The sequence below is a fragment of the Nocardia aegles genome, assembly GCF_052545135.1.
In genome coordinates, this window is record NZ_JBQWRI010000004.1 from 421,431 (window position 1) to 442,502 (window position 21,072).

Here is a 21,072-nt window from a genome sequence, read left to right on the forward strand (position 1 = left end):
TGGCCGGCCCCGCCGGAATCGTCGTGCAGTCGATCGCGCGGCTATGCCCGACCGAAGGCGAGCGCTACGTTGTGCCCACCGAATCCGAAGGAGTTGTTGATCGCGTACTCGATCTCCTGACGGCGGGCTTCGCCCTTCACCACGTCGAGATCGATCTCCGGGTCCTGGTTGTCCAGGTTCAGCGTCGGCGGAACGATGCCGTCGCGGATGGCGAGCACGGTGAGCACGGACTCCAGGGCGCCGACGGCGCCGATCGAGTGGCCGAGCGCCGACTTGGGCGCGTACACCGAGGCGTGGTTGCCCACGGCTTTGTTGATCGCGTTCGCCTCGGCGGTGTCGCCGATCGGCGTCGCGGTCGCGTGCGCGTTGATGTGCGTGATGTCCTTCTTGGTCAGACCCGCGGACTGCATCGCCCTGGTCATCGCCCGCGCGGCGCCGTCACCCGTGGGATCGGGGGCGACGAGGTGGAAGCCGTCGGAGGTGATGCCCGCGCCGAGCAGGCGCGCGTGGATGGTCGCGCCCCTGGCCTTCGCGTGCTCTTCGGTCTCGATGACCATCAGCGCGCCCGCCTCGCCGAAGACGAAGCCGTCGCGATCGGAATCGAAGGGACGCGAGGCGCCCTTCGGGTCGTCGTTGCGGGTGCTCATGGCGCGCATCATGGTGAACGCCGCGATCGGCACCGCGTCGATGAAGCCCTCGACGCCACCGGTGACGACCATGTCCGCGTCACCCATGACGATCATCCGCCAGGCATTGGCGATGGCCTCGGAGCCGGACGAGCACGCCGAGACCGGAGTGACCACTCCCGCCTTGGCCTTCAATTCGAGGCCGACAACGGCCGACGGGCCGTTCGGCATGACCATCTGCACAGCCAACGGCGAAATCTTGCGGTAGCCGCCGTTCTTCAGCTTGTCCACGGAATCGATGAGGGCGTCGCCGCCTCCCAACCCGGTGCCGATGGCCACACCCAGCCGCTCGGGGTCGACTTCCGGGCTGCCCGCGTTCCGCCAGACCTCGCGACCGAGCACGGTCGCGAGCTGCTCGACGTAGGCCATGCGCCGACACTCGACACGAGACAGCAGGGTGTCGGGCCGGACCTTCAGGTGACCGCCGATGCGGACCGGAAGGTCGTATTCCTCGACGAAGGAATCCTCGAGAACGTCGATGCCGCTCTCGCCGTTGAGGAGTCCCTTCCACGTCGCATCGACGTCACCCGCGATCGACGTGGTCGCCGCAAGGCTGGTTACGACGACGTTGGGGAAGTTCCCGTTCAAGGTGGAAGGAGTGGTCACAGTGTCGGCCCTACTCGGCGTTGTCGAACTTGGCCTTGAGCTCGGCCGCCGCCTCGGCGTTCTCGGCCTCGAGCTTCTGGATGTAGGTGACGGCGTCGCCGACCGTCTTCAGGCTGGCCAGATCCTCGTCGGGGATCTTCACGCCGTACTTGTCCTCGGTCTGAACCGCGATCTCGACCATGGACAGCGAGTCGATGTCCAGGTCATCGACGAAGGACTTCTCGAGCGTCACCTCGGAGGGCTCGATGCCGGTCACCTCTTCGATGATCTTGCCGAGTTCCTCGACGATTTGTTCCTGGGTCAGAGCGGCCACGTCGTGGCTCCCTTCTTGATACTTTGTAGGGCTCTACTGGTTTTTTTCGGATCGAGCGCGGTAATGGTTACCGCTTCTCGGTCACGACCTCGCATCGAGCGATGCGTGGTCGCGGAGGAAAGCTAGCCGGACACGGTCGGCTCAGCCAACGCGGGGAGGTCTTGCGGGGTTTTCAGGGCCAGTGTGGGCGTGCCCTTCAGTTCCCGTTTGGCAATGCCGACGAGGGTGCCCGCCGGCGGCAGTTCCGCCACCGCCGAAACGGCGGCCTGCCGGACGGTCTCGGTGCACAGATCCCAGCGAACGGGCCGGGTGACCTGCGCGGCGAGCTTGTCGATCGCGTCCTGTCCGGACGTGACCGGCTTGCCGTCGAAGTTCGACAGCAAGGTCCTGGTCGGCTCGTTCGGCGTGATCTTCGCTATGGCATCGGTCACAGCGTCCTGCGCCGGCGCCATGAACGCCGTGTGGAACGCGCCCGCGACGGGCAGCGCCCGAACCCTGGCCTTCTCCGGCGGGTTCGCGGCGAGCTCGGCGAGAGCGTCCAACCGGCCCGCGGCCACGATCTGACCCACCGCGTTGCGGTTGGCCGGCACGAGGTCGAGTTCGGTCAGCCGTTCGAGCACGGCGGCTTCGTCGCCGCCGAGTACCGCGGACATGCCGGTCGGCTCCAGTGCGCACGCCTTGGCCATCTCCGCTCCGCGGATGGCGGCCAACCGGACCGCGTCGTCGGCGGAGATGACCCCGGCGACCGCGGCGGCGGCGAGTTCACCGACCGAATGTCCGGCGACGATGGTAGCGGCGGGAAGCTCGTCCTGCGCGATCTCCGTGTACGCGAGCAGCGCCGCGGCGACCACCAGTGGCTGGGTCACGGCGGTGTCGGTGATCTCCTCGGCCGTCGCGGTGGTACCGAGACGGACCAGGTCCAGGCCCGAAGCCTTGGACCACAGCGTCAGGCGCTCAGCCGCGCCGGGAAGGTCGAGCCAGGGCGCGAGCATGCCGGGTGTCTGAGAGCCCTGTCCAGGGGCGAACAACGCGATCACGTCTCTAAGAAAACACTGTGAGGCGGGCCGCACGAGATGTCGACGCGAATGAAGGTTCGGAAGCGGTTTTGTGGGGGTCCCACAAAAGAGCACGTGGGCTGTCCGAATCGACCGATTCCAGCGATGCGTTACAAGCCCTCGGGACCCAACGCGATCGAAGTGACTTCTGGGACAGAAGTTGACGATTCGTTACGAGTTCGTGTCAGACGACCCACTGTCGCGGCGATTCGGAGCACATACGCGTCCCGCGGGTTCATCGGATCACGGCCGGTGATCTCGGCGATCCGCTTGAGGCGATACCGAACCGTATTTGGATGGACGTACAGCTGACGCGCGCACGTCTCGACAGCGCCACCGCAATCCAGATAGGCATCGAGAGTGTCGGCCAGTGACGACCCTGCCGCGGCCAACGGTAGGACAAGGTACTCGTTCAGCGCGTCGATCGCAGCTCGATCACCCAACAGAGCGCGTTCCGGGAGCAATTCCGCCGCGTGCACCGGCCGCGGCGCCCCGCGCCAGCCCACCACGGCCTCCATCCCGGCCAGGGCTTCCACCGCGCTGGCGTGGGCCGCGCCCAGCGTGCGGGTGGTCGGGCCGATCACCACCGGACCGTCGGAGAACACTTCGGTGAGCAGATCGGCCAGGAAGGGGGAGATATGGCCGGTCTCCCCCAGATGCCCGGAGACCACCATCACCAGCCTGGTGCCCTGCACCACCGCGAGCGCGGCCCGCCCGTGCCGCGCCGCGATGGAATGCACCGACCCCACCGACGAGACGCCCTGCTCGCCGGGCGGCGTGCCCACCAGCACCGTCGCGGGTGCGGTGGCGTCCCAGTTCAGCGTCGCGGCCCGGGAGAGCATGTCCGGGCCGGTATCGCCGCGCACCACGGCGTCGACGACGAGCGCCTCCAACCGGGTGTCCCACGCGCCGCGCGACTCGGCGGCGCTGGCGTACACCGAGGCGGCGGCGAAACCGAGCTCACGCCCGTACCGCAGCACCGCCTCGGTCAGGGCGACCAGCTGCCGGTCGTTGCGCGCGAGAGCGGGCAACCACTGCTCGAAGAACTCCATGGCGACGCGAACCATGTCCACCGTCTGGCGCAGCGTCAACCGCCGCGCGAGATCCTGTGGGATCACTTGGAAGGCGTCCAGGCTGAACCGGATGTCGCTGTCGGGGTCCTGTAGCCATTCCAGGAAGTTCACCACCGCGGTCTGCACCAGCATCTGCACGCCGGCCCGCTGCGCGGCGTCCAGATCGGCGAAGAACGGCAACCGATCCTGCATCGACCCCACCGCCTCGGTGGAGAGGCGGCCGGAGAACTGCTTCACGCGTTTGAGCAGCGTGTCCGGAAGGGGGTCGCGGGTCTGCCGGTTCGGGGAGAGCGCGCCCGTCGGCAGATACACCTCGTGCTCGGCAGAGCCCTCGGAGATCCGTCGCGGCCGCGGCGGTTTACGGTCCACCATCCAATATTCCGCTACGCGAGGTCTTCGTCCGAACTCACCGCCGCCTTCGGCGCGGCGTCCACGTCGGCGATGCCGTACTTCGCCGCCGCCTCCACCGCCTTACCGGGGTCGATCTTGCCGGTCCGTCCGAGACCGGCCAGCGCGGCGACCACGATGGACTGCGCGTCGACGTTGAACACCCGCCGCGCGGCCGGGCGGGTGTCGGAGAAGCCGAAACCGTCCGTGCCGAGCGTGGTGAAGTCGCCGGGCACCCACTTGCGGACCTGGTCGGGCACCGCGCGCATCCAGTCGGTCGCGGCCACGTACGGACCATCGACCCGCGACAGTGCCTCGGTGACGTACGGGACGCCGTGGTCGTTGCCCGGGTCGCGCAGTGCGGCGATCTCCTTGTCCAGCGCCTCCTTGCGCAGCTCGCCCCACGAGGTCACCGACCACACGTCCGCCTGCACGCCCCATTCCTGCGCGAGCAGCGCCTGCGCACGCAGACCGTCCGGCACGGTGACGCCCGAGACCAGGATCTGGGCGCGCACCGCGCCCTCACCCCCGCGCTTGTACAGGTAGAGCCCCTTGAGCAGACCGGCGACATCGAGGTCCTCCGGCTCGGCCGGCTGCGGGTACGGCTCGTTGTACAGGGTGATGTAGTAGAAGACGTCCTCGCCACCGAACTCGGTGGGGCTGCCGTGCGGATGGGTGCCCGGCAGCGGCGCGGAGCCCTGCGGAGCGGCGCCGCCGCCGTACATGCGGCGCAGACCGTCGCGCACGATGTGGGCGATCTCGAACGCGAACGCCGGGTCGTAGGTCACCACCGCCGGGTTGGTCGAAGCCAGCAGCAGCGAGTGCCCGTCGTTGTGCTGCAGGCCCTCACCGGTCAGCGTGGTGCGTCCCGCGGTCGCACCGAGCACGAAGCCGCGGGCGAGCTGGTCGGCTGCCGCCCACAGTCCGTCACCGGTGCGCTGGAAGCCGAACATCGAGTAGAAGATGTACAGCGGGATCATCGGCTCGCCGTGCGTGGCGTAGGAGGTACCCGCCGCGGTGAACGACGCCGTCGACCCGGCCTCGTTGATGCCCTCGTGCAGGATCTGCCCGACGGTGCTCTCTTTGTAGGCGAGCATCAATTCCGCGTCGACGGACGTGTACAGCTGCCCGTTGCGGTTGTAGATCTTCAACGAAGGGAACCACGAGTCCATACCGAAGGTGCGGGCCTCGTCGGGGATGATCGGGACGATCCGCTTGCCGATCTCCTTGTCCCGCAGCAGCTCCTTCATCAGCCGGACCAGGGCCATCGTGGTGGCGACGTTCTGCTTGCCGGAACCCTTGCGGACCGAGCGGTAGGCCTCGTCGCCGGGCAGCTTCAACGGCTTGGCCGCGGCACGCCGCTCGGGCAGGAACCCGCCGAGCGCCTTGCGCCGGTCGAGCAGGTACTGGATCTCGCGGGCCTCCATACCGGGGTGGTAGTACGGGGGCAGATACGGGTCCTTCTCCAGCTCGGCGTCGCTGATCGGAATCCGCTGCAGGTCGCGGAAGTCCTTGAGGTCCTGCAGGGTCAGCTTCTTCATCTGGTGGGTGGCGTTGCGGCCCTCGAAGTGCTTGCCGAGGGTGTAACCCTTGATGGTCTTGGCCAGGATCACCGTCGGCTGGCCCTTGTGCGCCATCGCGGCGGCGTAGGCGGCGTACACCTTGCGGTAGTCGTGGCCGCCGCGCTTGAGGTTCCAGATCTCCTGGTCGGACAGGTCCTGCACCAGCGCCTTGGTGCGCGGGTCACGCCCGAAGAAGTGGTCGCGGACGTACGCGCCGTCGTTGGCCTTGTAGGTCTGGTAGTCACCGTCGGGGGTGCTGTTCATCAGGTTCACCAGCGCGCCGTCGCGGTCGGCGCCCAGCAGCGCGTCCCACTCCCGGCCCCAGATCACCTTGATGACGTTCCAGCCCGCGCCCCGGAAGAACGACTCCAGTTCCTGGATGATCTTGCCGTTGCCACGCACCGGGCCGTCCAGGCGCTGCAGGTTGCAGTTGACGACGAAGGTCAGGTTGTCCAGACCCTCCATGGCCGCGACATGCGCGAGACCGCGCGACTCCGGCTCGTCCATCTCGCCGTCGCCGAGGAACGCCCACACATGCTGGTCGGAAGTGTCCTTGATGCCGCGATCGTGCAGGTAGTGATTGAATCGCGCCTGGTAGATGGCGTTCATCGGGCCCAGGCCCATGGACACCGTGGGGAACTCCCAGAAGTTGTTCAGCAGTCGCGGATGCGGATAGGACGGCAGGCCGTGGCCAGGGCCGCCGTTGCTGTACTCCTGGCGGAACCCGTCGAGCTGATCGGTCGACAACCTGCCCTCCAGGAACGCGCGAGCGTAGATGCCCGGCGAGGCGTGGCCCTGGATGAAGATCGAGTCACCGCCGCCCGGATGGTCCTTGCCGCGGAAGAAGTGGTTGAAGCCGACTTCGTAGAGCGCCGCCGAGGACGCGTAGGTCGAGATGTGGCCGCCGACGCCGATGCCGGGACGCTGGGCGCGATGCACCATGATCGCGGCGTTCCAGCGGATCCAGGCGCGGAAGCGGCGTTCCACCTCTTCGTCGCCGGGGAACCACGGCTCGTTCTCGGTGGGAATGGTGTTGACGTAGTCGGTGGAGGTCAAGGACGGGATGGCGACCCGACGTTCACCGGCCCGCTCCAACAGACGGAGCATGAGGTAACGCGCGCGACCGGGGCCCTCCCGGTCGAGCATCTCATCGAACGACTCGAGCCATTCGCTGGTTTCCTCCGGGTCGATGTCCGGTAGGTAGGACGCCACCCCTTCGCGGATCACCCGCACCCGTCCGGCCGGCTGCGGCGCGTGCGACCCGTTCGGATCGTGGCTCGCGGCGGGCGCGGGAGCGGAGCTGGTACCGGCGGATTTCGCCGGTGCGGCAGAGTGGATCAGGTCGGTCAAATCTGCTCCTCGTACAGGGGTGGACATGCTGATGGCGTCGGTATCCCCGGGCTGGTTCGCCGGTTGGCGGACCACCCGTTCACGAAAGGTTCGGGCGCACCATCCATCCTTGCCGATGACGCGTCCCAAATCATCATGTCAGCCGGAAATCCAGTACCGTTCGACAGGCAAGCCGAGCATGTCGGGCGGGGCAGCCCTGAGGAGCGGGAGGACGATGAAGCTGCTGAACCCACGCGGGTTCGCAATGGTGTGCGCCACCGGTGCGGTCGCTGTCGGATTGGTCGTCGCGGGGTGCGCCAACCGGGTGGAAGGCGTGGCGGGTCCGAACGCGAGCGATCTGGCGGCATACCGGACCGAGGCGGCGTCCTCGTCGGCGGCGGCGACCTCATCCCGGCGGGCCGCGGCCCAGGCCAAAGCCATCGCGGACAACTGCGGCCAGTTCCCCACCACCACCGGAGCGGGCGTCACCAAGTACAACGAATTCGTCGACGCGCACGATGCGAACGCACCGGACTACCTGGCCAAACGCGACTCGGCGGCCCAGACCCTGGAGGACGCCGCGAACAAGGTGGAAAGCGGCGTGAAATCCGCCAAGGATGCGCTACCGGCGAACCTGGCGACCCAGTTCACCGAATACGTCAACGCCGCCCGCGCGCTGGCGGCCGAGACGCGCAAGATGACCTACACCGCCCCGGTCGCGGCCCTCAACGACGCCAGCAAGCGGGTCAACGACGCGCGCAACGCCGTCCGCGACTCGTGCCCGAAGCGCTGAGACAGCCTTTGACACACTATCGCAACGCGACATTCGGTAGCTATTTCGCCGGATCGGCTTGCGCTGAAGCCCGGAACCATGTTCGCTTGCAACTATCTATTGTCGGGAGTTGAGGAGGACACCACCGTGGTCGCCGCGGCGGACGCGCAGAACTACGCTCAGAAGCTTGGCATTTCACACGGCTTGGTTGTCCAGGAATTGGGCTGGGACGAGGACGTCGACGACGACCTGAGGGCCGATGTCGAGGACGCGATCGGCGGTGAACTCGTCGACGAGGACTCCGACGAGGTGATCGACGTCGTGCTGCTGTGGTGGCGCGACGGGGACGGGGATCTGGTCGACGCGCTGATGGACGCCATCGCTCCCCTCGCTGACGACGGTTTCGTCTGGGTGCTCACGCCCAAGACCGGACAACCCGGCCATGTCGAGCCGAGCGAAATCGCCGAATCCGCGCCGACCGCCGGTCTGACCCAGACCTCGGCGATCAGCCTCGGCTCGTGGACCGGCAGCAGACTCGTGCAACCGAAGGCTCCCTCGAAACAGCGCTGAGCCGCCGCGCTATGGTTTCCACCAGGGCGGTGTCGCATGCCCGCCCGGTGGAAACCCGACACGATGGAGGATTCGCTATGCCGCTCGAGGTTGGCAGTGTCGCGCCGGATTTCACGCTGAAGGACCAGAACAACCAGGAAGTCACCTTGTCGGACTACCGGGGGAAGAAGAACGTCCTGATCGTGTTCTACCCGCTCGCCTTCACCGGCATCTGCCAGGGTGAGCTGTGCAAGGTGCGCGACGAGCTGCCCAAGTTCCAGAACGACAACGCCGAGATCCTCGCGATCTCGGTCGGCCCGCCGCCCACGCACAAGATCTGGGCCGCCGAACAGGGCTACACCTTCCCGCTGCTGTCGGACTTCTGGCCGCACGGCGCGGTGGCCCAGACCTACGGCGTCTTCAACGAGAAATCGGGCTACCCGAACCGCGGCACGTTCGTCGTCGACCGCGAGGGCTACATCCGCTTCGCCGAGATGAACGGCCCCGGAGAGGCCCGTGACCAGGCGGCTTGGGAGAAAGCGCTCGCCGCGCTAGATTCATAAGCCGCCGGTAACGGCCCGGGCGTATAGCTCAGCGGTAGAGCTCTGGTTTTACACACCAGCGGTCGGGGGTTCGATCCCCTCTGCGCCCACCGAGAAGTTGCAGATCTGGCTACAAGGCCTGGGGCCACAGATGTGGTCCCGCCGACCGCGGGTTAGAAGCGGCAAGGGCGGAACGCCAGAGGTCGGGTCAGTCGTCGTAGTGCCCGCCAACCTGCACAATCCTGCGCGGACTTCAGCAGTTGCACGCCGCCGTGAGTCTGGAGCACGTACAACGTTTCCATCAGCGAGTTCCAATCGGACTCGGCTACCAGCACGGCGTTTTCCCCCGACTTGGTGACCACCAGCTGGCGGATCGGTCATCGCCCGCTACCGGTCATCTCTCCCTCGCTCGCCGCAACGCGATCCGGTGTCGACCGGTCGGGTGCGCGGGCGGCTCGGTCGCCGGCGCCGAGGAGGCCGGCGGCGATGCCGTTGAGCACGTGGGAGAGCCCGTACCGGAAGCGTTCCTCGGGCGGCAGATGCGGTACCCGCGCCTGCTCGATCGAGCGCGTGAACATCGGGTGGTGCCCGGCGGCGACGATCTGGGCGACATAGGGCCCGACGTAGCCACTCATCCATTGGGCCATGTCCATGCCGGTGCGGCGGGCCTGTTCCAGCCATCCGATTTCGCGATGGACGGCGCTGTGGGTGTAGTCGCTCAGCATCCCGACCAGATTCGCGATCTCATCGATGTCCAGTCCGAAGCCGTCGAGCGCCGACATGGCGAACTCCTGCACGCGCAAAGAGTTCGGGCCCAAGGTCGGACGCCTGTTGGCCAGGGCGATCTGCCAGGGATGACGTAAGCCGACCGCACGTGTTTGCTCGGCGACGAGCGACAGGTCCGTCCGCCAGTCTCCGCACGTGTTGGCGGGAAGGGCGATCTCGCCCACGACCGCATCGATCATGAGGTCGATCACGTCGTCTCTACTGGCGACGTATCGGTACAGCGACATCGCCCCGGTGCCGAGTTCCGCGGCGATCCGTCGCATGGTCACCGCATCCAGGCCCTCCTCGTCGGCGACGCGCACCGCCGCCTGGGTGATCTGGGCTCGGCTGTAACCAGGGCGGCGCCCACGCCCCGAGCGTTCCAGCGCCTCCGGGCGCATCCAGATCGTGGTGTTGTCCCGGCTCGACATGAACCTCCTCTTCTCGCGTACATCGTACTTGTATTATGGCCATCAATTCGAGTACGTTGTACTCGAATTAAGTTGCGCAGACGATAGGACCGGGAATGAATGCTCGACCGGCATTGAGCGACTCCGAGCGTGAGTCCAGAGCTCACCGGGTGGCGGCCGAATTCGCCGCCGGGTTACAGCGAGCCGGCGTCGCGGGCGACGCCGACGGATACGATTCCGCCTTCGCGGCGGATGTCTTGTGGGGCAGCCCGTTCGGGGCGAGCGTGACAGGCTGGGCCGAGCTGAACGCGCTGCATCACCGCCTGATGGCAGCCAGGGTGGCCCCGCCGTCACGATTCGAGGTGGTCGCCACCCTGGCTCCCACGCCCGATGTGGTGATTACACAGATCCGCAGGCAGGCGACCGACAGCGACGGGTTCTCCGAAATGGCGATGTACGTGCTGGTCGAACGCGATGGCCAGTGGTGGCTGGCGGCGGCGCAGAACACCCCCGCCGGAGTGTCACCGCTGCGCAATGCAGATACCGACCCCGCGCAGCGCGACCAGTAAGGATCGATCACCATGCCACTGCACGGCGAATACCGACGCGGCACCGCGGGGTGGGCCGCAGACCAGGCCGAACGAATCATGAAATCCGGTGGGACGGAGGGCACGACGATCATGGACATGCCCGTGGTCCTCCTGACCACCATCGGCAACAAGACCGGCAAACTCCGAAAGACGCCTTTGATGCGAGTAGCGCACGACGGCGAATACGCCGTGGTCGCGTCGCTGGCCGGAGCGCCCACCCACCCGGTCTGGTACTACAACATCCTCGCCGACCCACATGTCGAGTTGCAGGACGCCACCGTCAGCAACGACTACACCGCACGCGAAGTCTTCGGCGAAGAGAAGGCGCTGTGGTGGGAGCGCGCTGTCGCCGCCTACCCGCCCTACGCCGACTACCAGCGCAAAACCACCCGCGACATCCCGGTTCTGGTCCTGACCCCACGCTGACCAGCCTCCGAGTCCGAGCACCGGATGACCGGTCCATGCATCGACGTAGAATCATCGCTACACGTCCACCCCTCGAGGAGGTCGGCGATGACCGACAGTCCACGATCGGTCGCCGCAATCGACCGAGCGCTCCCATCAGGCGAGGACGAGGAGCGATTCGCCGGTTACGGCGTGATGGGGCTGCCCTTCGCCGGCGGCCACTATTTGGCCCTGCGACATTTTCCGGCCAGCTCGGTCGGCGCGGGGTACGACGCGGTGTGGCATCGAGACCCCGCCGGTAGTTGGGTGATCTACAGCAGTGTCGCCCCGGCGGCCAGTTGCGCTCGCTACTACAGCTCGGCGATCGACGACGCTCGGGTCGAATCCATCTCGGTGGATTGGACGGGTCCGTACGCGTTCACGGTGCGCGTGGGCGACCGGATTGTGTGGGATGTCGCGCTGGGGCGGTCGGCGGCGACAGCGGCGATGACCGGTCTCGGCCGCAGGCTGCCCGCCGCGCTATGGCGACGCCCCGCCGTCCTGTCGCTGATGTCGCGGGTCGCGGGTCCGGCGCTGGGCGTCGGCCGGGTGCGGCTGCGCGGCACTTCGCCGAATGGTCAATGGTTCCGGGCAAACCCGCGAATGTTGTGGACGGTCGAGAACAGCAGTGCCCGGATCGATGGGATCGATATCGGTCCTCCGGGGCCGCTGACCGAGCAGACCGGGTTGGGTGAGTTCTGGCTGCCACAGCGCGGGATGTTCGCCGTGGGCGAGACCTATTTCGAACCGTACGATCCGCAACGCCACCGGCAGGCACCACCCGAGTCATGACGGCAGCCCGGCTGTCGTCCCTGCTCATCGGTCGGTTCGACGGATTCCGACCCGAGGGTTGATGTTCTCCGGCGCACCCCCCGAGCAAAGTAGGTGGTGTCCACGTTCGGGAATCCCGCGCGGACGAGATTCACCCCCATGGCCGACCATCGGGACAGACCGTTTCATGGGTACGTCCTACACCTGATACGGACACCCAATTCCAGCTTCACGGTATCCGAGGGAGGATGAAATGAAGTACGTGGTTTCGTGGACTTACCGTTGGACCGGGTCCGCACCGGAGAACGAGGCGAGCATGCGGCGTGCATTGGATGTGTTCGCGAATTGGAAACCACTCAGCACCATGACGTACCACCAATTCGTCGGCAGACTCGACGGCAGCGGTGGATTCGCGGTGGTCGAGACCGACAATCCGATGGACTTGGCCGACGCTCCGAACAAATTCGCCTTCATCGCGGATTATCAGATCTACCCCGTCGTCGACATCACCGAAGCCGCGCAGGGAGCCCGGGAAGCGGCGGAGTTCAGGGCATCCATCGCCTGAATGGATCGCCCGACCGGGGTATGGCCCTCGGTGGCTTGGGCGGATGGTTGCGGTGGCTCGCCGGTACGCGGACGAGTGAGGCGCAGTCTCAGTCGGATGTCGCCTTGATGGCCGTACCCATGATCAGCGGTCGAATAATCGGGGGCTCTCCCCGCCACGACGCTTCCTGTACGTCTTCGAGCTTCAGCCCGGACGCCCGGAGGAGTTCGAGGGTGGCCCGGTTGCAGTGGCAGCCCTCCGCGAATCGGCGCCACGGGCCGGCGAGGCGGTCTTGCCAGGTGGCAAGCCGGGGCGACGCCGAGCGCACGTGCTCGATGAACAGCAGTCGGCCACCGGGGCGCAGCACCCGCTGGATCTCCCGCAACACCGGATCAGGGTCGTCGACAGTACACAACACGAGCGTCGAGACGACCGTATCCACGGTTTCATCCGCGAACGGCAGTTGTTCCGCCGATGCGTCGAGGACACGTGCCCGATGTCGACTGCGACGCAGCCGCCGCGCCAGCCGCGTGCGCATCGCGGCTTCCGGTTCGGTCAAGATCAGCTCGTCGAGGTCGTCCGGGTAGTACTCCACGTTGAGACCGGTTCCGCTGCCGAGTTCGACCGTCCGCCCGCTGGCACGGCTGAGCAGATCCCGTCGGCGAGCACCCATACCCGCCTTCTCGCCCAGCCACAGCAGCGGGTCGTACAGCGAGGCGAAAACCCGGGCCCACGGATCCGAGCCCTTCACCGCTGCCTCCGGCACGGCGCCACTGCTCACAAACTAGACGGTACGCCTGACCGGCATCATCGCCAATACCGCCAATATCCGACGTGGACGCTTCCGCACCGGACAGCGCCCGCGACGGGTCGACCGCACACTGCCGTCGACCGCAGCGCGGAGTTGGTGTCGGACCATGTCGAGCGGTCCCTCGCCGCCTGATGGGTGTGACGTAGTCCGTCCTCAGTCCGCGCGTGGCCGCAGCGAAGGCGGAGGGCCGCGATCTCGTCTCCGCCATGGAGGCGGGCATCGCCAAGGGTGACCACCACCTGTCGGTCACCATGTTCGCCGTGCTTGCCCACCGAGCCGAGTGAACCGCCCGGCCCTCGTCTTCGCCGCCCGCATCCGGCCGGCCGGCACCAGCGCCCGCCACGCCCGCCGATCGGCCTCCGGACACCAGGGGTGTCTCTCTTACCCCACATCCCGGCGCAGCCAGGTGACCTCCGCGCCGGATTCCGTTCCGTAACGGTAGATCTCGAGGTCCTCGTCCCAGGCGGTACCGAGGGCACGGTCGATTTCGGCGACCAGGTCGTAGGCGGAGTACTTGCCGAGATCGCGGGTGGCTTGGAGCATGGCGCGCAGGCGCATCTCGCCGAGCACGACGTCACCGTTGGCGCTCGTGGAGCCGTGCCACAGGCCGAGGCCGGGGACGAAGCTGTAGCGCTCGCCGTCCACGCCGTCGCTGGGGTCCTCGGTCACCTCGAAGCGCAGAACCGGCCAGGAGCGCAACGATTGGGCGATCTTCGACGCGGTGCCGACGGGGCCGATCCACTCACTGGTGGCGCGCAGTTGGCCGTCGGCCGGTTGGGCGGTCCAGCGCAGTTTCGCCGGCGCGCCGAGGGCCGCGGTGAGCGCCCACTCGACATGCGGGCACAGCGCGGCAGGCGACGAGTGGATGTAGACCACACCCGCCGTCGCGTCCGCGAACTGACTCGATGCGCGCACCACCAACACCTCCAGCTTCGACGAGGAACGTCTTCCCCAACGATTCGTCGAACTGGCGTTGCCCGAGTGTACTGGAGTGCCCGAAGTTACAGGTGTTACTTCATGATCGTGTTGCGCGTGGCGGTCGCTTCCGCGATGACGGCATCGCTGAGCGGTGGCCAGGCCGCACGTGCCCAGTCGCCGAAATTCTCGTCGCTCAAGGCGAGACACGCCAAACCCGTTCTCGGGTCAACCCATAAAAATGTCCCGGATTGGCCGAAATGTCCATAGGTTTGTGGCGAATTCGTGTCACCGGTCCAGTGCGGAGTCTTGCTGTCGCGGATCTCGAAGCCCAGGCCCCAGTCGTTGGGGCGCTGCGAACCGTAGCCGGGCAGGACGCCGTTCATGCCGGGGAACTGGACCGAGGTGGCCTCGGCGTGCGTCTGCGCCGAGATCAGCTGGGGGCGCAGCAATTCGGCGGCGAAACGGGCCAAATCCGCCGCGCTGGAGCGCGCCGCGTGCCCAGCCGGTCCGGCCAGCACCGACGCGGTCATGCCCAGCGGCTCGAACACGGCGTCGCGCAGATACTCGTCGAACGCGATTCCGGTCTGCGCGGTGACGAACTCGGCGAGCACCTCGAAACCAGCGCTGGAGTAGATCCGCCGGGTTCCGGGCGCGGCCTGGACGTCGGTGGTGTCGAACGCGAGCCCGGAGGTGTGCGCCAGCAGATGACGCACCGTGGCGCCGGGCGGGCCCGCGGGCTGGTCGAGTTCGATCGCCCCCTCCTCCACCGCGACCAGCACCGCGTACGCCACCAACGGCTTGGTCACCGACGCGAGCGGGAACACCCGCTGCACATCGCCTTCGCTCTCGACACCGCCGTCGGCGGTGACCACCGCGGCCGCCGCGTGCCGGACCGGCCATTCCCGAATCTGTTCGAGTGAACGCACCCTGCGAGCCTACGAGAACCGGGTAGCTACCATCGATTCGCCATGAGTGAAACGCCCACTGTTCACGGTGACGTCGCATCCGGTTTCGAACCGGTCGCCGACGCCTTCCGCCGCAATTTCGAACGTCACGGCGAAATCGGCGCCGCCGTCGCCGTCTACGCGGGTGAGCGTCCGGTAGTGGACCTCTGGGCCGGGTTCCGCGATCGCGGGCGCACACTGCCGTGGCAGCGGGACACGATCGTGCCGGTGTTCTCCTCGACCAAGGGCATGGCGGCGTTCACCGTCGCCGCCACGGTGGCGAAGGGCCTGCTGGACTACGAGCAGCCGGTGTCGAAGTACTGGCCGGAATTCGCCGCCCACGGCAAGGACACGGTCACCGTGCGCCAGCTGATCGACCATCAGGCGGGGTTATCCGGCCTGAGCGAAATCGTGCGACTGCCCCAGATCGCCGACCTGGACGGCCTCGCGCCCATTCTGGCGGCGCAGAAACCGGCGTGGCGGCCCGGAACCAGGCACGGCTATCACGCCATCACCCTCGGCCTGTATCAGGGTGAACTGCTGCGCCGCGTCGACCAGCGCCGTCGCACGCTCGGGCGGATCTTCGCCGAGGACATCGCCGCACCGCTCGGCGCCGATTTCTTCATCGGTCTGCCCGCCGAGCAGAGCATGGACCGCATCGCCACGATGTCGGCCACCCGGGGCCTGGACGTGCTGCGCTACGAACGCGATCTCCCACTGCGCATCGGCGCCGAGATCTATGCCAAACGGGGACTGTCCTACGCGGCGCTGACCAACCCGCGCTGCGGGGCTCCGGCGCGAGCGACCCGGCGCGAGTTCCTCGAAGTGGAACTGCCGGGGTCCAACGGAGTGGGCAACGCCCGCGCGCTGGCCAAGGTCTACGGCGCGGCCGCCGGTCGCACCGGCGCGCTGCCGATCGACGACGCCTTGCTCGACCGGCTGGCCACGGCCGAGACCGCCGAGGACGTCCCCGCCGAGGACCTGGTGCTGCACACCAAGAGCCGCTACCACCTCGGCTTCCGTAAGTCGCACGGTACCTTCCGCTTCGGCTCCGACACACGCGCCTACGGCACCACGGGACTCGGCGGCTCGTTCGGCTTCGCCGATCCCGCGACGGGTCTCGGTTTCGGGTACACGATGAACCGGCTGGGTCTGGCCGTCCTCGACGACGTCCGCAGCCGCAATCTGCGCGAAGCCCTGCTGCGCTGCCGGATCTGAGGATCCGGCAGCGCGCCGCGTCTCCTACGATCCCGGGTCCGGCGCACCGGGCTGCCCACCTACGGAGTTCGCGCCGACCGGTGAACGACCGTGGAATCGAGGGACCTCCCAGCGGTGCGGCGCTCTACCAGTCGGCTTCGGTGTACTTGATGATCCCGCGGATGTTCTTGCCGTCCAGCATGTCCTGGTAGCCCTGGTTGATCTCCTCCAGCGAGTAGCTGCGAGTGACCATGTCATCCAGGTTGAGCCGGCCGGACTTGTACAGCGACAGCAGGCGCGGCGCGTCCTGGCGGGCGTTGCCCCCGCCGAAGATGCAGCCCTTCACCGTCTTCTGCAGCATCGACAGCAGGAAGCTGTTCAGCTTGACGTCGTTCTCGTCCATCCGGCCCATCGAGGTGACCACCAGGGTGCCCGCCTTCGAGGTGAGGATCAGGCCCTCCTCGATGTACTCGCCGTGCATTTCACCCATGGTCAGGATGACCTTTTCGGCCATCCGGCCCTCGGTGGCCTCCAGCAACGGCGTGATCGCGGCGGCCATGCTCTCGTAGGTGTGCGTGGCGCCGAACTTCTGTGCCTGCTCCCGCTTCCACGGATTCGGGTCGATCGCCACTACCTTCGACGCGCCCGACAGCACGGCGCCCTGCACGGCGCTCATGCCGACGCCGCCGATGCCCGCGATCACCACGGTCTCGCCCGGAGCGACCCGGGCGACGCGGGTGGCCGAGCCGAAGCCGGTGGGGACGCCGCAACCGACCAGGCAGGCCACCTCGAACGGGATGCTCGGATCGACCTTCACCACGGAGGTGTGGTGCACCGTCATGTACGGCGCGAAGGTGCCCAGCAGGCACATCGGGACGACGTTCTCGCCGCGAGCCCGGATCCGGTAGGTGCCGTCGCTGATCGCCTGTCCCAGCAGCAGACCCGCGCCGAGGTCGCACAGCGCCATATGTCCTGCCACGCAGGCCGGACAGCGACCGCAGGCGGGGATGAACGACAGGATCACATGGTCGCCGACCTGGAGATCGGCCGGGCAGTTCGGGCCCAGCTCGGTGATCACGCCCGCGCCCTCGTGCCCGCCCATGACGGGAAAGGACGGCATCGGGGTCGCGCCGGTGACGATGTGGTGATCGGAGTGGCACATACCGGCGGTTTCCATCCGGATCTGCACCTCACCGGCGACCGGGTCACCGACCTCGATCTCCTCCACCGACCACGGCTGGTCGATCCCCCACAGGATCGCGCCCTTCGTCTTCATCCTGCCGACCCTCTCGTATGCACCCGCCACAGGTGACTGCACCCACAGTACGAGAAAAATGTAACGCGTTCTAGTAAAGCCCGAGATATTCGTCGATATAGCGTGACCTAATCACCGAACGCGTTTCAGTTCCGCGTCGCGTCAGCCCACATTCCGACAGTCACTCCATCAGCCGCCGCGCCCGCTCGAAGAGTTCCAGCGTGATCGCGTGCAGGAAGTCACCGACCTGCTCGGGGGTCTTCCCGGCGAACGCGCGGGCATGCGTGCCCTCCAGGACGATGCCGAGCTTGAAGCAGGCCAGCACGGTGTACCAGGGCATCGCGGTCAGGTCGCGTTCGGAGAACCGCGCGTAGTGCGCGATCATCTCCTCGGCCGTCGGCAGCCCGCCGACCGCGCCGAGCTTGCCCACCAGGGCCGCCCCGGTGGTGCCCGGCTCCGGGCGGGTGGCGATCTGCCAGCCCAGATCCAGCAGCGGGTCACCGATGGTGGACATCTCCCAGTCGACCATCGCCGCCACCTGCGGGCCGTCGAAGCAGAACAGCATGTTCGCCAGATGGCAGTCACCGTGCAGGATGCCCGGGGTCCACTGGGCGGGGCGATTGCGGTCCAGCCACTCGCCCACGGCCGCCACACCGGGGATCTCCGGGCCGGGGTAGCCCTCGTTGGCCGAATACGACTCGAGTTCACCCATCCAGCGCGGCACCTGGCGTTCCAGGAAACCTTCCGGCTTGCCGTAGTCGGCCAACCCGAGCGCCTGGTAGTCCAGCCCACCCAGGCGCGCGATGGCTTCGACCGCGGACAAACCCATCTGCCTGCGGATCTCCGGATCGCCCGCATGCAGTTCGGGCAGTTCGTTCTGCGGGTTGAAACCGTGGATCGGCTCCATCAGGTAGAAGGCCGCGCCGAGCACCGATTCGTCGGCGCAGGCCGCGATCACCCGGGGCGCGCGGATCTCGGTGCCGCCCAGCGCGCCGAGCAGCCTGGCCTCGCGCCGGATCACGTCGTTGCTCTTGGGGCGCAGATGCTTCGGGCCGCGGCGCAGCACGTAGGTCCGTCCGCCGCGGGCGAAGCGGAGCATGATGTTCTGCGTTCCGCCGCCCAGCGGGGTCACGTCCTCGAATCCACCCCCGGGCAGACCCCGCTCGTCCATCCACCGTCCGACGACGGCGAAGTCCACGACGGCGGGATCCACCTCGACCGGTTGCGCACCAGACATGCCCCACATTGTGCACCACCCGCCGACCCGAACTGAAGGCAGACGACAACAGTTAGCTGCGACCGGCGCGGCGTAGGGTTTCGAGCACCATGCGCACGCTGTTGATCGACAACTACGACTCGTTCACCTACAACCTGTATCAGCTGATCAGCGAGGTGAACCGGGTCGAGCCGACAGTCGTGCGCAACGACGAGGCGCGCACGGTCGCCGAACTCGGCCTGGACCGCTACGACAACATCGTCGTCTCGCCAGGGCCGGGGCGGCCGGACGTGGCCCGCGACATGGGGATCTCCGCGGCGGTGATCCGCGACAGCGACCTGCCGCTGCTCGGGGTGTGCCTGGGCCATCAGGGGATCGTGGTCGCGGCGGGCGGCGAGGTCGCCGAGGCGCCCGCCGCTCGGCACGGATATCTCGATCGCATCGAGCACGACGACCGCGACCTGTTCGCGGGCGTTCCGCAGGGCTTCACCGCCGTGCGCTATCACTCGCTGTGTGCGCTGCGGCCGCTGCCGGACGATCTGGAGGTCACCGCCCTGTCCGGCGACGGCGTCGTCATGGGCGTTCGGCACCGCACGCGACCGCAGTGGGGCGTGCAGTTCCATCCGGAATCGATCGCCAGTGAGTTCGGCGCGGCTCTGCTGCGCAACTTCGCGAAACTCACCGCAGCGCACAAGAGTGCCTTCCCCGCGCCGCGCCCGTCGATCGACGCCGGGCGCGCATTCGCCGCGGAGCCGGTCGCTGTGGGCGTCCCGCTTCCCGCCACCCGCGCCGCGGACTCGCCCGTGCCGCTGGCAGCCGAGCAGTTCCCCGCCGCGGCGGCCGAACTCGAACGTCCCGACCGCGCGGCACGAGCCGATGCGCCGGCGCCGCGCGGCTTCCGGCTCCAGCGGGCCGTCCTCGAACGGCCGATCGATACCGAGAGCGCGTTCGTGCAGTTGTACGGCAACTCCCCCACCGCGTTCTGGCTGGACAGCGAACACGTCGAACCCGGGGCCGACCGGTTCTCCTTCCTGGGCGACGCGAGCGGTCCGCTGGCCGAGGTGCTGCGCTACCGCGTGGGTGACGGCGAGGTGACCGTCGAGTCGTCCGACGGACATCGGCGCACCGCACCCGGCGGCATTCTCGAGTTCCTGGCCGCCGAGATGCGCGCGCGCACCCTCGAACTGCCCGACCTGCCCTTCGATTTCGTCGGCGGCTATGTCGGCTATCTCGGCTACGAGATCAAAGCCGACTGCGGCGGGAACGCGGCGCATCGCGCGCCGGCCCCGGACGCGCAGTGGATCTTCGCCGACCGGATGGTGGTGGTCGACCACGTCGGCGGGCGGACGCATCTGCTGGCGCTGAGCGACGACCTGGAGACCGCCCGGGCCGCCGCCGACTGGCTGCGCGACACCCGCGAAACCCTCGACGCCCTTCCGACCTGGACGAATCCGCCGCCACTCGAGCTGCCGCCGGACGGTGACGCCGCCGCGCCGCTGCTCACCCGCGGCCGGGAGCGCTATCTCGCCGACATCGCGGTCTGCCGGCAACAGCTGCACGCAGGGGAGTCCTACGAGATCACCTTGACCGACAGCGCCACCATTCCCGCCGCGGCGGCCGACGGCCTCGACTTCTACCGCACGCTGCGCCGGTGCAACCCCGCCCCGTATGCCGCCTACCTGCGCTTCGACGATCTCGACATCGCCTGCTCGTCACCGGAGCGCTTCCTCAAGATCGACCGCCGCCGCATCGTGGAGAGCAAGCCGATCAAGGGGACCGCGCCGCGCGGCGCGACACCGGAGCAGGACGAGCGCCTGCGCCGCGAGCTGGCCGACAGCCCGAAGACCAGGGCGGAGAACCTCATGATCGTCGATCTGCTGCGCAACGATCTGGGCCGGGTCTGCGAGATCGGCAGTGTGTACGTCCCGAAACTGATGGCCACCGAGCAGTACGCGACCGTGCATCAACTGGTGTCGACCGTGCGTGGCAAGCTGCGACCGGAGGTCGGCGTGGTCGAGTGCCTGCGGGCCTGCTTTCCCGGCGGCTCGATGACCGGCGCGCCGAAGCTGCGCACCATGGAGATCATCGATGCGCTGGAAACCGAGGCGCGCGGCGTCTATTCGGGCACCATCGGTTTCCTCGGACTCGGCGGCACCGCGGACCTGAACATCGTGATCCGCACCGCCGTGCGCTACGGCGGGCGCTGGCGGATCGGGGCGGGCGGGGCCATCGTGCTCGACTCCGACCCGGCCGACGAGTACCACGAGGTCCTGCTCAAAGCGGCGGCCACGCTGCGCGCCGCCGCCGACCACGCGCACCGCTGAGCGCCGGTT

At 67.8% G+C, this 21,072-nt stretch carries 20 protein-coding genes and 1 tRNA gene; 10 read left to right on the top strand and 11 right to left on the bottom strand.

The window, feature by feature from the left end; genetic code table 11:
* Window positions 1–41 precede the first annotated feature (41 nt).
* From ACT89H_RS15425 to aceE, 5 genes are all read right to left on the bottom strand, one after another.
* Entirely contained in the window at window positions 42–1,292 is a 1,251-nt protein-coding gene (locus tag ACT89H_RS15425; RefSeq protein WP_445109273.1) for a KasA/KasB family beta-ketoacyl-ACP synthase, read from the bottom strand.
* Window positions 1,293–1,302: 10 nt separating this feature from the next.
* Complete coding sequence (gene acpM / locus ACT89H_RS15430; protein WP_445109274.1) at window positions 1,303–1,605, bottom strand: meromycolate extension acyl carrier protein AcpM; 303 nt, start codon at window positions 1,603–1,605, stop codon at window positions 1,303–1,305.
* 122 nt (window positions 1,606–1,727) lie between these two features.
* Complete coding sequence (locus tag ACT89H_RS15435; RefSeq protein ID WP_445109275.1) at window positions 1,728–2,642, bottom strand: ACP S-malonyltransferase; 915 nt, start codon at window positions 2,640–2,642, stop codon at window positions 1,728–1,730.
* Between the two features lie 128 nt (window positions 2,643–2,770).
* Window positions 2,771–4,105: a PucR family transcriptional regulator gene (locus ACT89H_RS15440; protein WP_445109276.1), complete on the bottom strand. Its 1,335-nt coding sequence runs from the start codon at window positions 4,103–4,105 to the stop codon at window positions 2,771–2,773.
* Between the two features lie 11 nt (window positions 4,106–4,116).
* A complete protein-coding gene (gene aceE, locus ACT89H_RS15445) occupies window positions 4,117–7,059 on the bottom strand; it encodes a pyruvate dehydrogenase (acetyl-transferring), homodimeric type (protein WP_498049532.1) in 2,943 nt (980 codons plus the stop codon).
* Window positions 7,060–7,246: 187 nt separating this feature from the next.
* On the opposite strand from aceE, the gene ACT89H_RS15450 reads away from it, so the two are divergent.
* The 4 genes from ACT89H_RS15450 to ACT89H_RS15465 all read left to right on the top strand — a co-directional run bounded on the left by ACT89H_RS15450 (window position 7,247) and on the right by ACT89H_RS15465 (window position 8,984).
* Entirely contained in the window at window positions 7,247–7,804 is a 558-nt protein-coding gene (locus tag ACT89H_RS15450; protein ID WP_445109277.1) for an Rv2240c family protein, read from the top strand.
* A 126-nt stretch (window positions 7,805–7,930) separates the two neighbouring features.
* Complete coding sequence (locus ACT89H_RS15455) at window positions 7,931–8,353, top strand: DUF3052 domain-containing protein (RefSeq protein WP_039796889.1); 423 nt, start codon at window positions 7,931–7,933, stop codon at window positions 8,351–8,353.
* 77 nt (window positions 8,354–8,430) lie between these two features.
* Entirely contained in the window at window positions 8,431–8,895 is a 465-nt protein-coding gene (locus tag ACT89H_RS15460) for a peroxiredoxin (protein WP_445109278.1), read from the top strand.
* A gap of 17 nt (window positions 8,896–8,912) precedes the next feature.
* Window positions 8,913–8,984, top strand: a tRNA-Val gene (locus tag ACT89H_RS15465).
* 267 nt (window positions 8,985–9,251) lie between these two features.
* Here ACT89H_RS15465 and ACT89H_RS15470 read toward each other — a convergent pair.
* Window positions 9,252–10,070 (bottom strand): TetR/AcrR family transcriptional regulator, encoded by an 819-nt coding sequence (locus tag ACT89H_RS15470; RefSeq protein ID WP_445109279.1) that lies wholly within the window; start codon window positions 10,068–10,070, stop codon window positions 9,252–9,254.
* A 95-nt stretch (window positions 10,071–10,165) separates the two neighbouring features.
* Here ACT89H_RS15470 and ACT89H_RS15475 point away from each other — a divergent pair, with 95 nt between their 5' ends.
* The 4 genes from ACT89H_RS15475 (at window position 10,166) to ACT89H_RS15490 (ending at window position 12,419) form a co-directional block, all read left to right on the top strand.
* The gene (locus ACT89H_RS15475; RefSeq protein WP_445109280.1) at window positions 10,166–10,618 is read left to right on the top strand and encodes a nuclear transport factor 2 family protein; all 453 of its coding nucleotides are present in this window, start codon (window positions 10,166–10,168) and stop codon (window positions 10,616–10,618) included.
* A 12-nt stretch (window positions 10,619–10,630) separates the two neighbouring features.
* The gene (locus ACT89H_RS15480; RefSeq protein WP_445109281.1) at window positions 10,631–11,065 is read left to right on the top strand and encodes a nitroreductase family deazaflavin-dependent oxidoreductase; all 435 of its coding nucleotides are present in this window, start codon (window positions 10,631–10,633) and stop codon (window positions 11,063–11,065) included.
* Window positions 11,066–11,152: 87 nt separating this feature from the next.
* Window positions 11,153–11,875 (top strand): hypothetical protein, encoded by a 723-nt coding sequence (locus tag ACT89H_RS15485; protein WP_445109282.1) that lies wholly within the window; start codon window positions 11,153–11,155, stop codon window positions 11,873–11,875.
* Between the two features lie 232 nt (window positions 11,876–12,107).
* A complete protein-coding gene (locus tag ACT89H_RS15490; protein WP_445109283.1) occupies window positions 12,108–12,419 on the top strand; it encodes a DUF3303 domain-containing protein in 312 nt (103 codons plus the stop codon).
* 88 nt (window positions 12,420–12,507) lie between these two features.
* Here ACT89H_RS15490 and ACT89H_RS15495 read toward each other — a convergent pair whose 3' ends face one another.
* The 3 genes from ACT89H_RS15495 to ACT89H_RS15505 form a co-directional block, all read right to left on the bottom strand.
* Window positions 12,508–13,179, bottom strand: a complete 672-nt coding sequence (locus ACT89H_RS15495; protein WP_445109284.1) for a class I SAM-dependent methyltransferase — start codon at window positions 13,177–13,179, stop codon at window positions 12,508–12,510.
* Window positions 13,180–13,590: 411 nt separating this feature from the next.
* Entirely contained in the window at window positions 13,591–14,124 is a 534-nt protein-coding gene (locus ACT89H_RS15500) for a DUF3145 domain-containing protein (protein ID WP_445109285.1), read from the bottom strand.
* Between the two features lie 95 nt (window positions 14,125–14,219).
* Entirely contained in the window at window positions 14,220–15,053 is an 834-nt protein-coding gene (locus ACT89H_RS15505; RefSeq protein WP_445109286.1) for a serine hydrolase domain-containing protein, read from the bottom strand.
* A gap of 42 nt (window positions 15,054–15,095) precedes the next feature.
* On the opposite strand from ACT89H_RS15505, the gene ACT89H_RS15510 reads away from it, so the two are divergent.
* Window positions 15,096–16,289 (top strand): serine hydrolase domain-containing protein, encoded by a 1,194-nt coding sequence (locus ACT89H_RS15510; RefSeq protein ID WP_445109287.1) that lies wholly within the window; start codon window positions 15,096–15,098, stop codon window positions 16,287–16,289.
* 124 nt (window positions 16,290–16,413) lie between these two features.
* Here the strand turns inward: ACT89H_RS15510 and ACT89H_RS15515 are convergent, their stop codons facing one another.
* Entirely contained in the window at window positions 16,414–17,544 is a 1,131-nt protein-coding gene (locus ACT89H_RS15515; RefSeq protein WP_445109288.1) for an NDMA-dependent alcohol dehydrogenase, read from the bottom strand.
* Window positions 17,545–17,704: 160 nt separating this feature from the next.
* Window positions 17,705–18,769, bottom strand: coding sequence for a phosphotransferase family protein (locus ACT89H_RS15520; RefSeq protein ID WP_445109289.1), 1,065 nt, complete (start codon window positions 18,767–18,769; stop codon window positions 17,705–17,707).
* An 80-nt stretch (window positions 18,770–18,849) separates the two neighbouring features.
* Here ACT89H_RS15520 and pabB point away from each other — a divergent pair, with 80 nt between their 5' ends.
* Window positions 18,850–21,063: an aminodeoxychorismate synthase component I gene (pabB, locus tag ACT89H_RS15525; RefSeq protein ID WP_445109290.1), complete on the top strand. Its 2,214-nt coding sequence runs from the start codon at window positions 18,850–18,852 to the stop codon at window positions 21,061–21,063.
* Window positions 21,064–21,072: the final 9 nt, after the last annotated feature.

What these genes read in the sequence shown, in the direction of transcription:
- ACT89H_RS15510 (WP_445109287.1), top strand. Translation starts at nt 15,096, where the DNA reads ATGAGTGAAACGCCCACTGTTCACGGTGACGTCGCATCCGGTTTCGAA.
- pabB (WP_445109290.1), top strand. Translation starts at nt 18,850, where the DNA reads ATGCGCACGCTGTTGATCGACAACTACGACTCGTTCACCTACAACCTG.
- ACT89H_RS15480 (WP_445109281.1), top strand. Translation starts at nt 10,631, where the DNA reads ATGCCACTGCACGGCGAATACCGACGCGGCACCGCGGGGTGGGCCGCA.
- ACT89H_RS15470 (WP_445109279.1), bottom strand. Translation starts at nt 10,070, where the DNA reads ATGTCGAGCCGGGACAACACCACGATCTGGATGCGCCCGGAGGCGCTG.
- ACT89H_RS15450 (WP_445109277.1), top strand. Translation starts at nt 7,247, where the DNA reads ATGAAGCTGCTGAACCCACGCGGGTTCGCAATGGTGTGCGCCACCGGT.
- ACT89H_RS15460 (WP_445109278.1), top strand. Translation starts at nt 8,431, where the DNA reads ATGCCGCTCGAGGTTGGCAGTGTCGCGCCGGATTTCACGCTGAAGGAC.
- ACT89H_RS15475 (WP_445109280.1), top strand. Translation starts at nt 10,166, where the DNA reads ATGAATGCTCGACCGGCATTGAGCGACTCCGAGCGTGAGTCCAGAGCT.
- ACT89H_RS15490 (WP_445109283.1), top strand. Translation starts at nt 12,108, where the DNA reads ATGAAGTACGTGGTTTCGTGGACTTACCGTTGGACCGGGTCCGCACCG.
- ACT89H_RS15485 (WP_445109282.1), top strand. Translation starts at nt 11,153, where the DNA reads ATGACCGACAGTCCACGATCGGTCGCCGCAATCGACCGAGCGCTCCCA.
- aceE (WP_498049532.1), bottom strand. Translation starts at nt 7,059, where the DNA reads ATGTCCACCCCTGTACGAGGAGCAGATTTGACCGACCTGATCCACTCT.
- ACT89H_RS15520 (WP_445109289.1), bottom strand. Translation starts at nt 18,769, where the DNA reads ATGTGGGGCATGTCTGGTGCGCAACCGGTCGAGGTGGATCCCGCCGTC.
- ACT89H_RS15515 (WP_445109288.1), bottom strand. Translation starts at nt 17,544, where the DNA reads ATGAAGACGAAGGGCGCGATCCTGTGGGGGATCGACCAGCCGTGGTCG.
- ACT89H_RS15440 (WP_445109276.1), bottom strand. Translation starts at nt 4,105, where the DNA reads ATGGTGGACCGTAAACCGCCGCGGCCGCGACGGATCTCCGAGGGCTCT.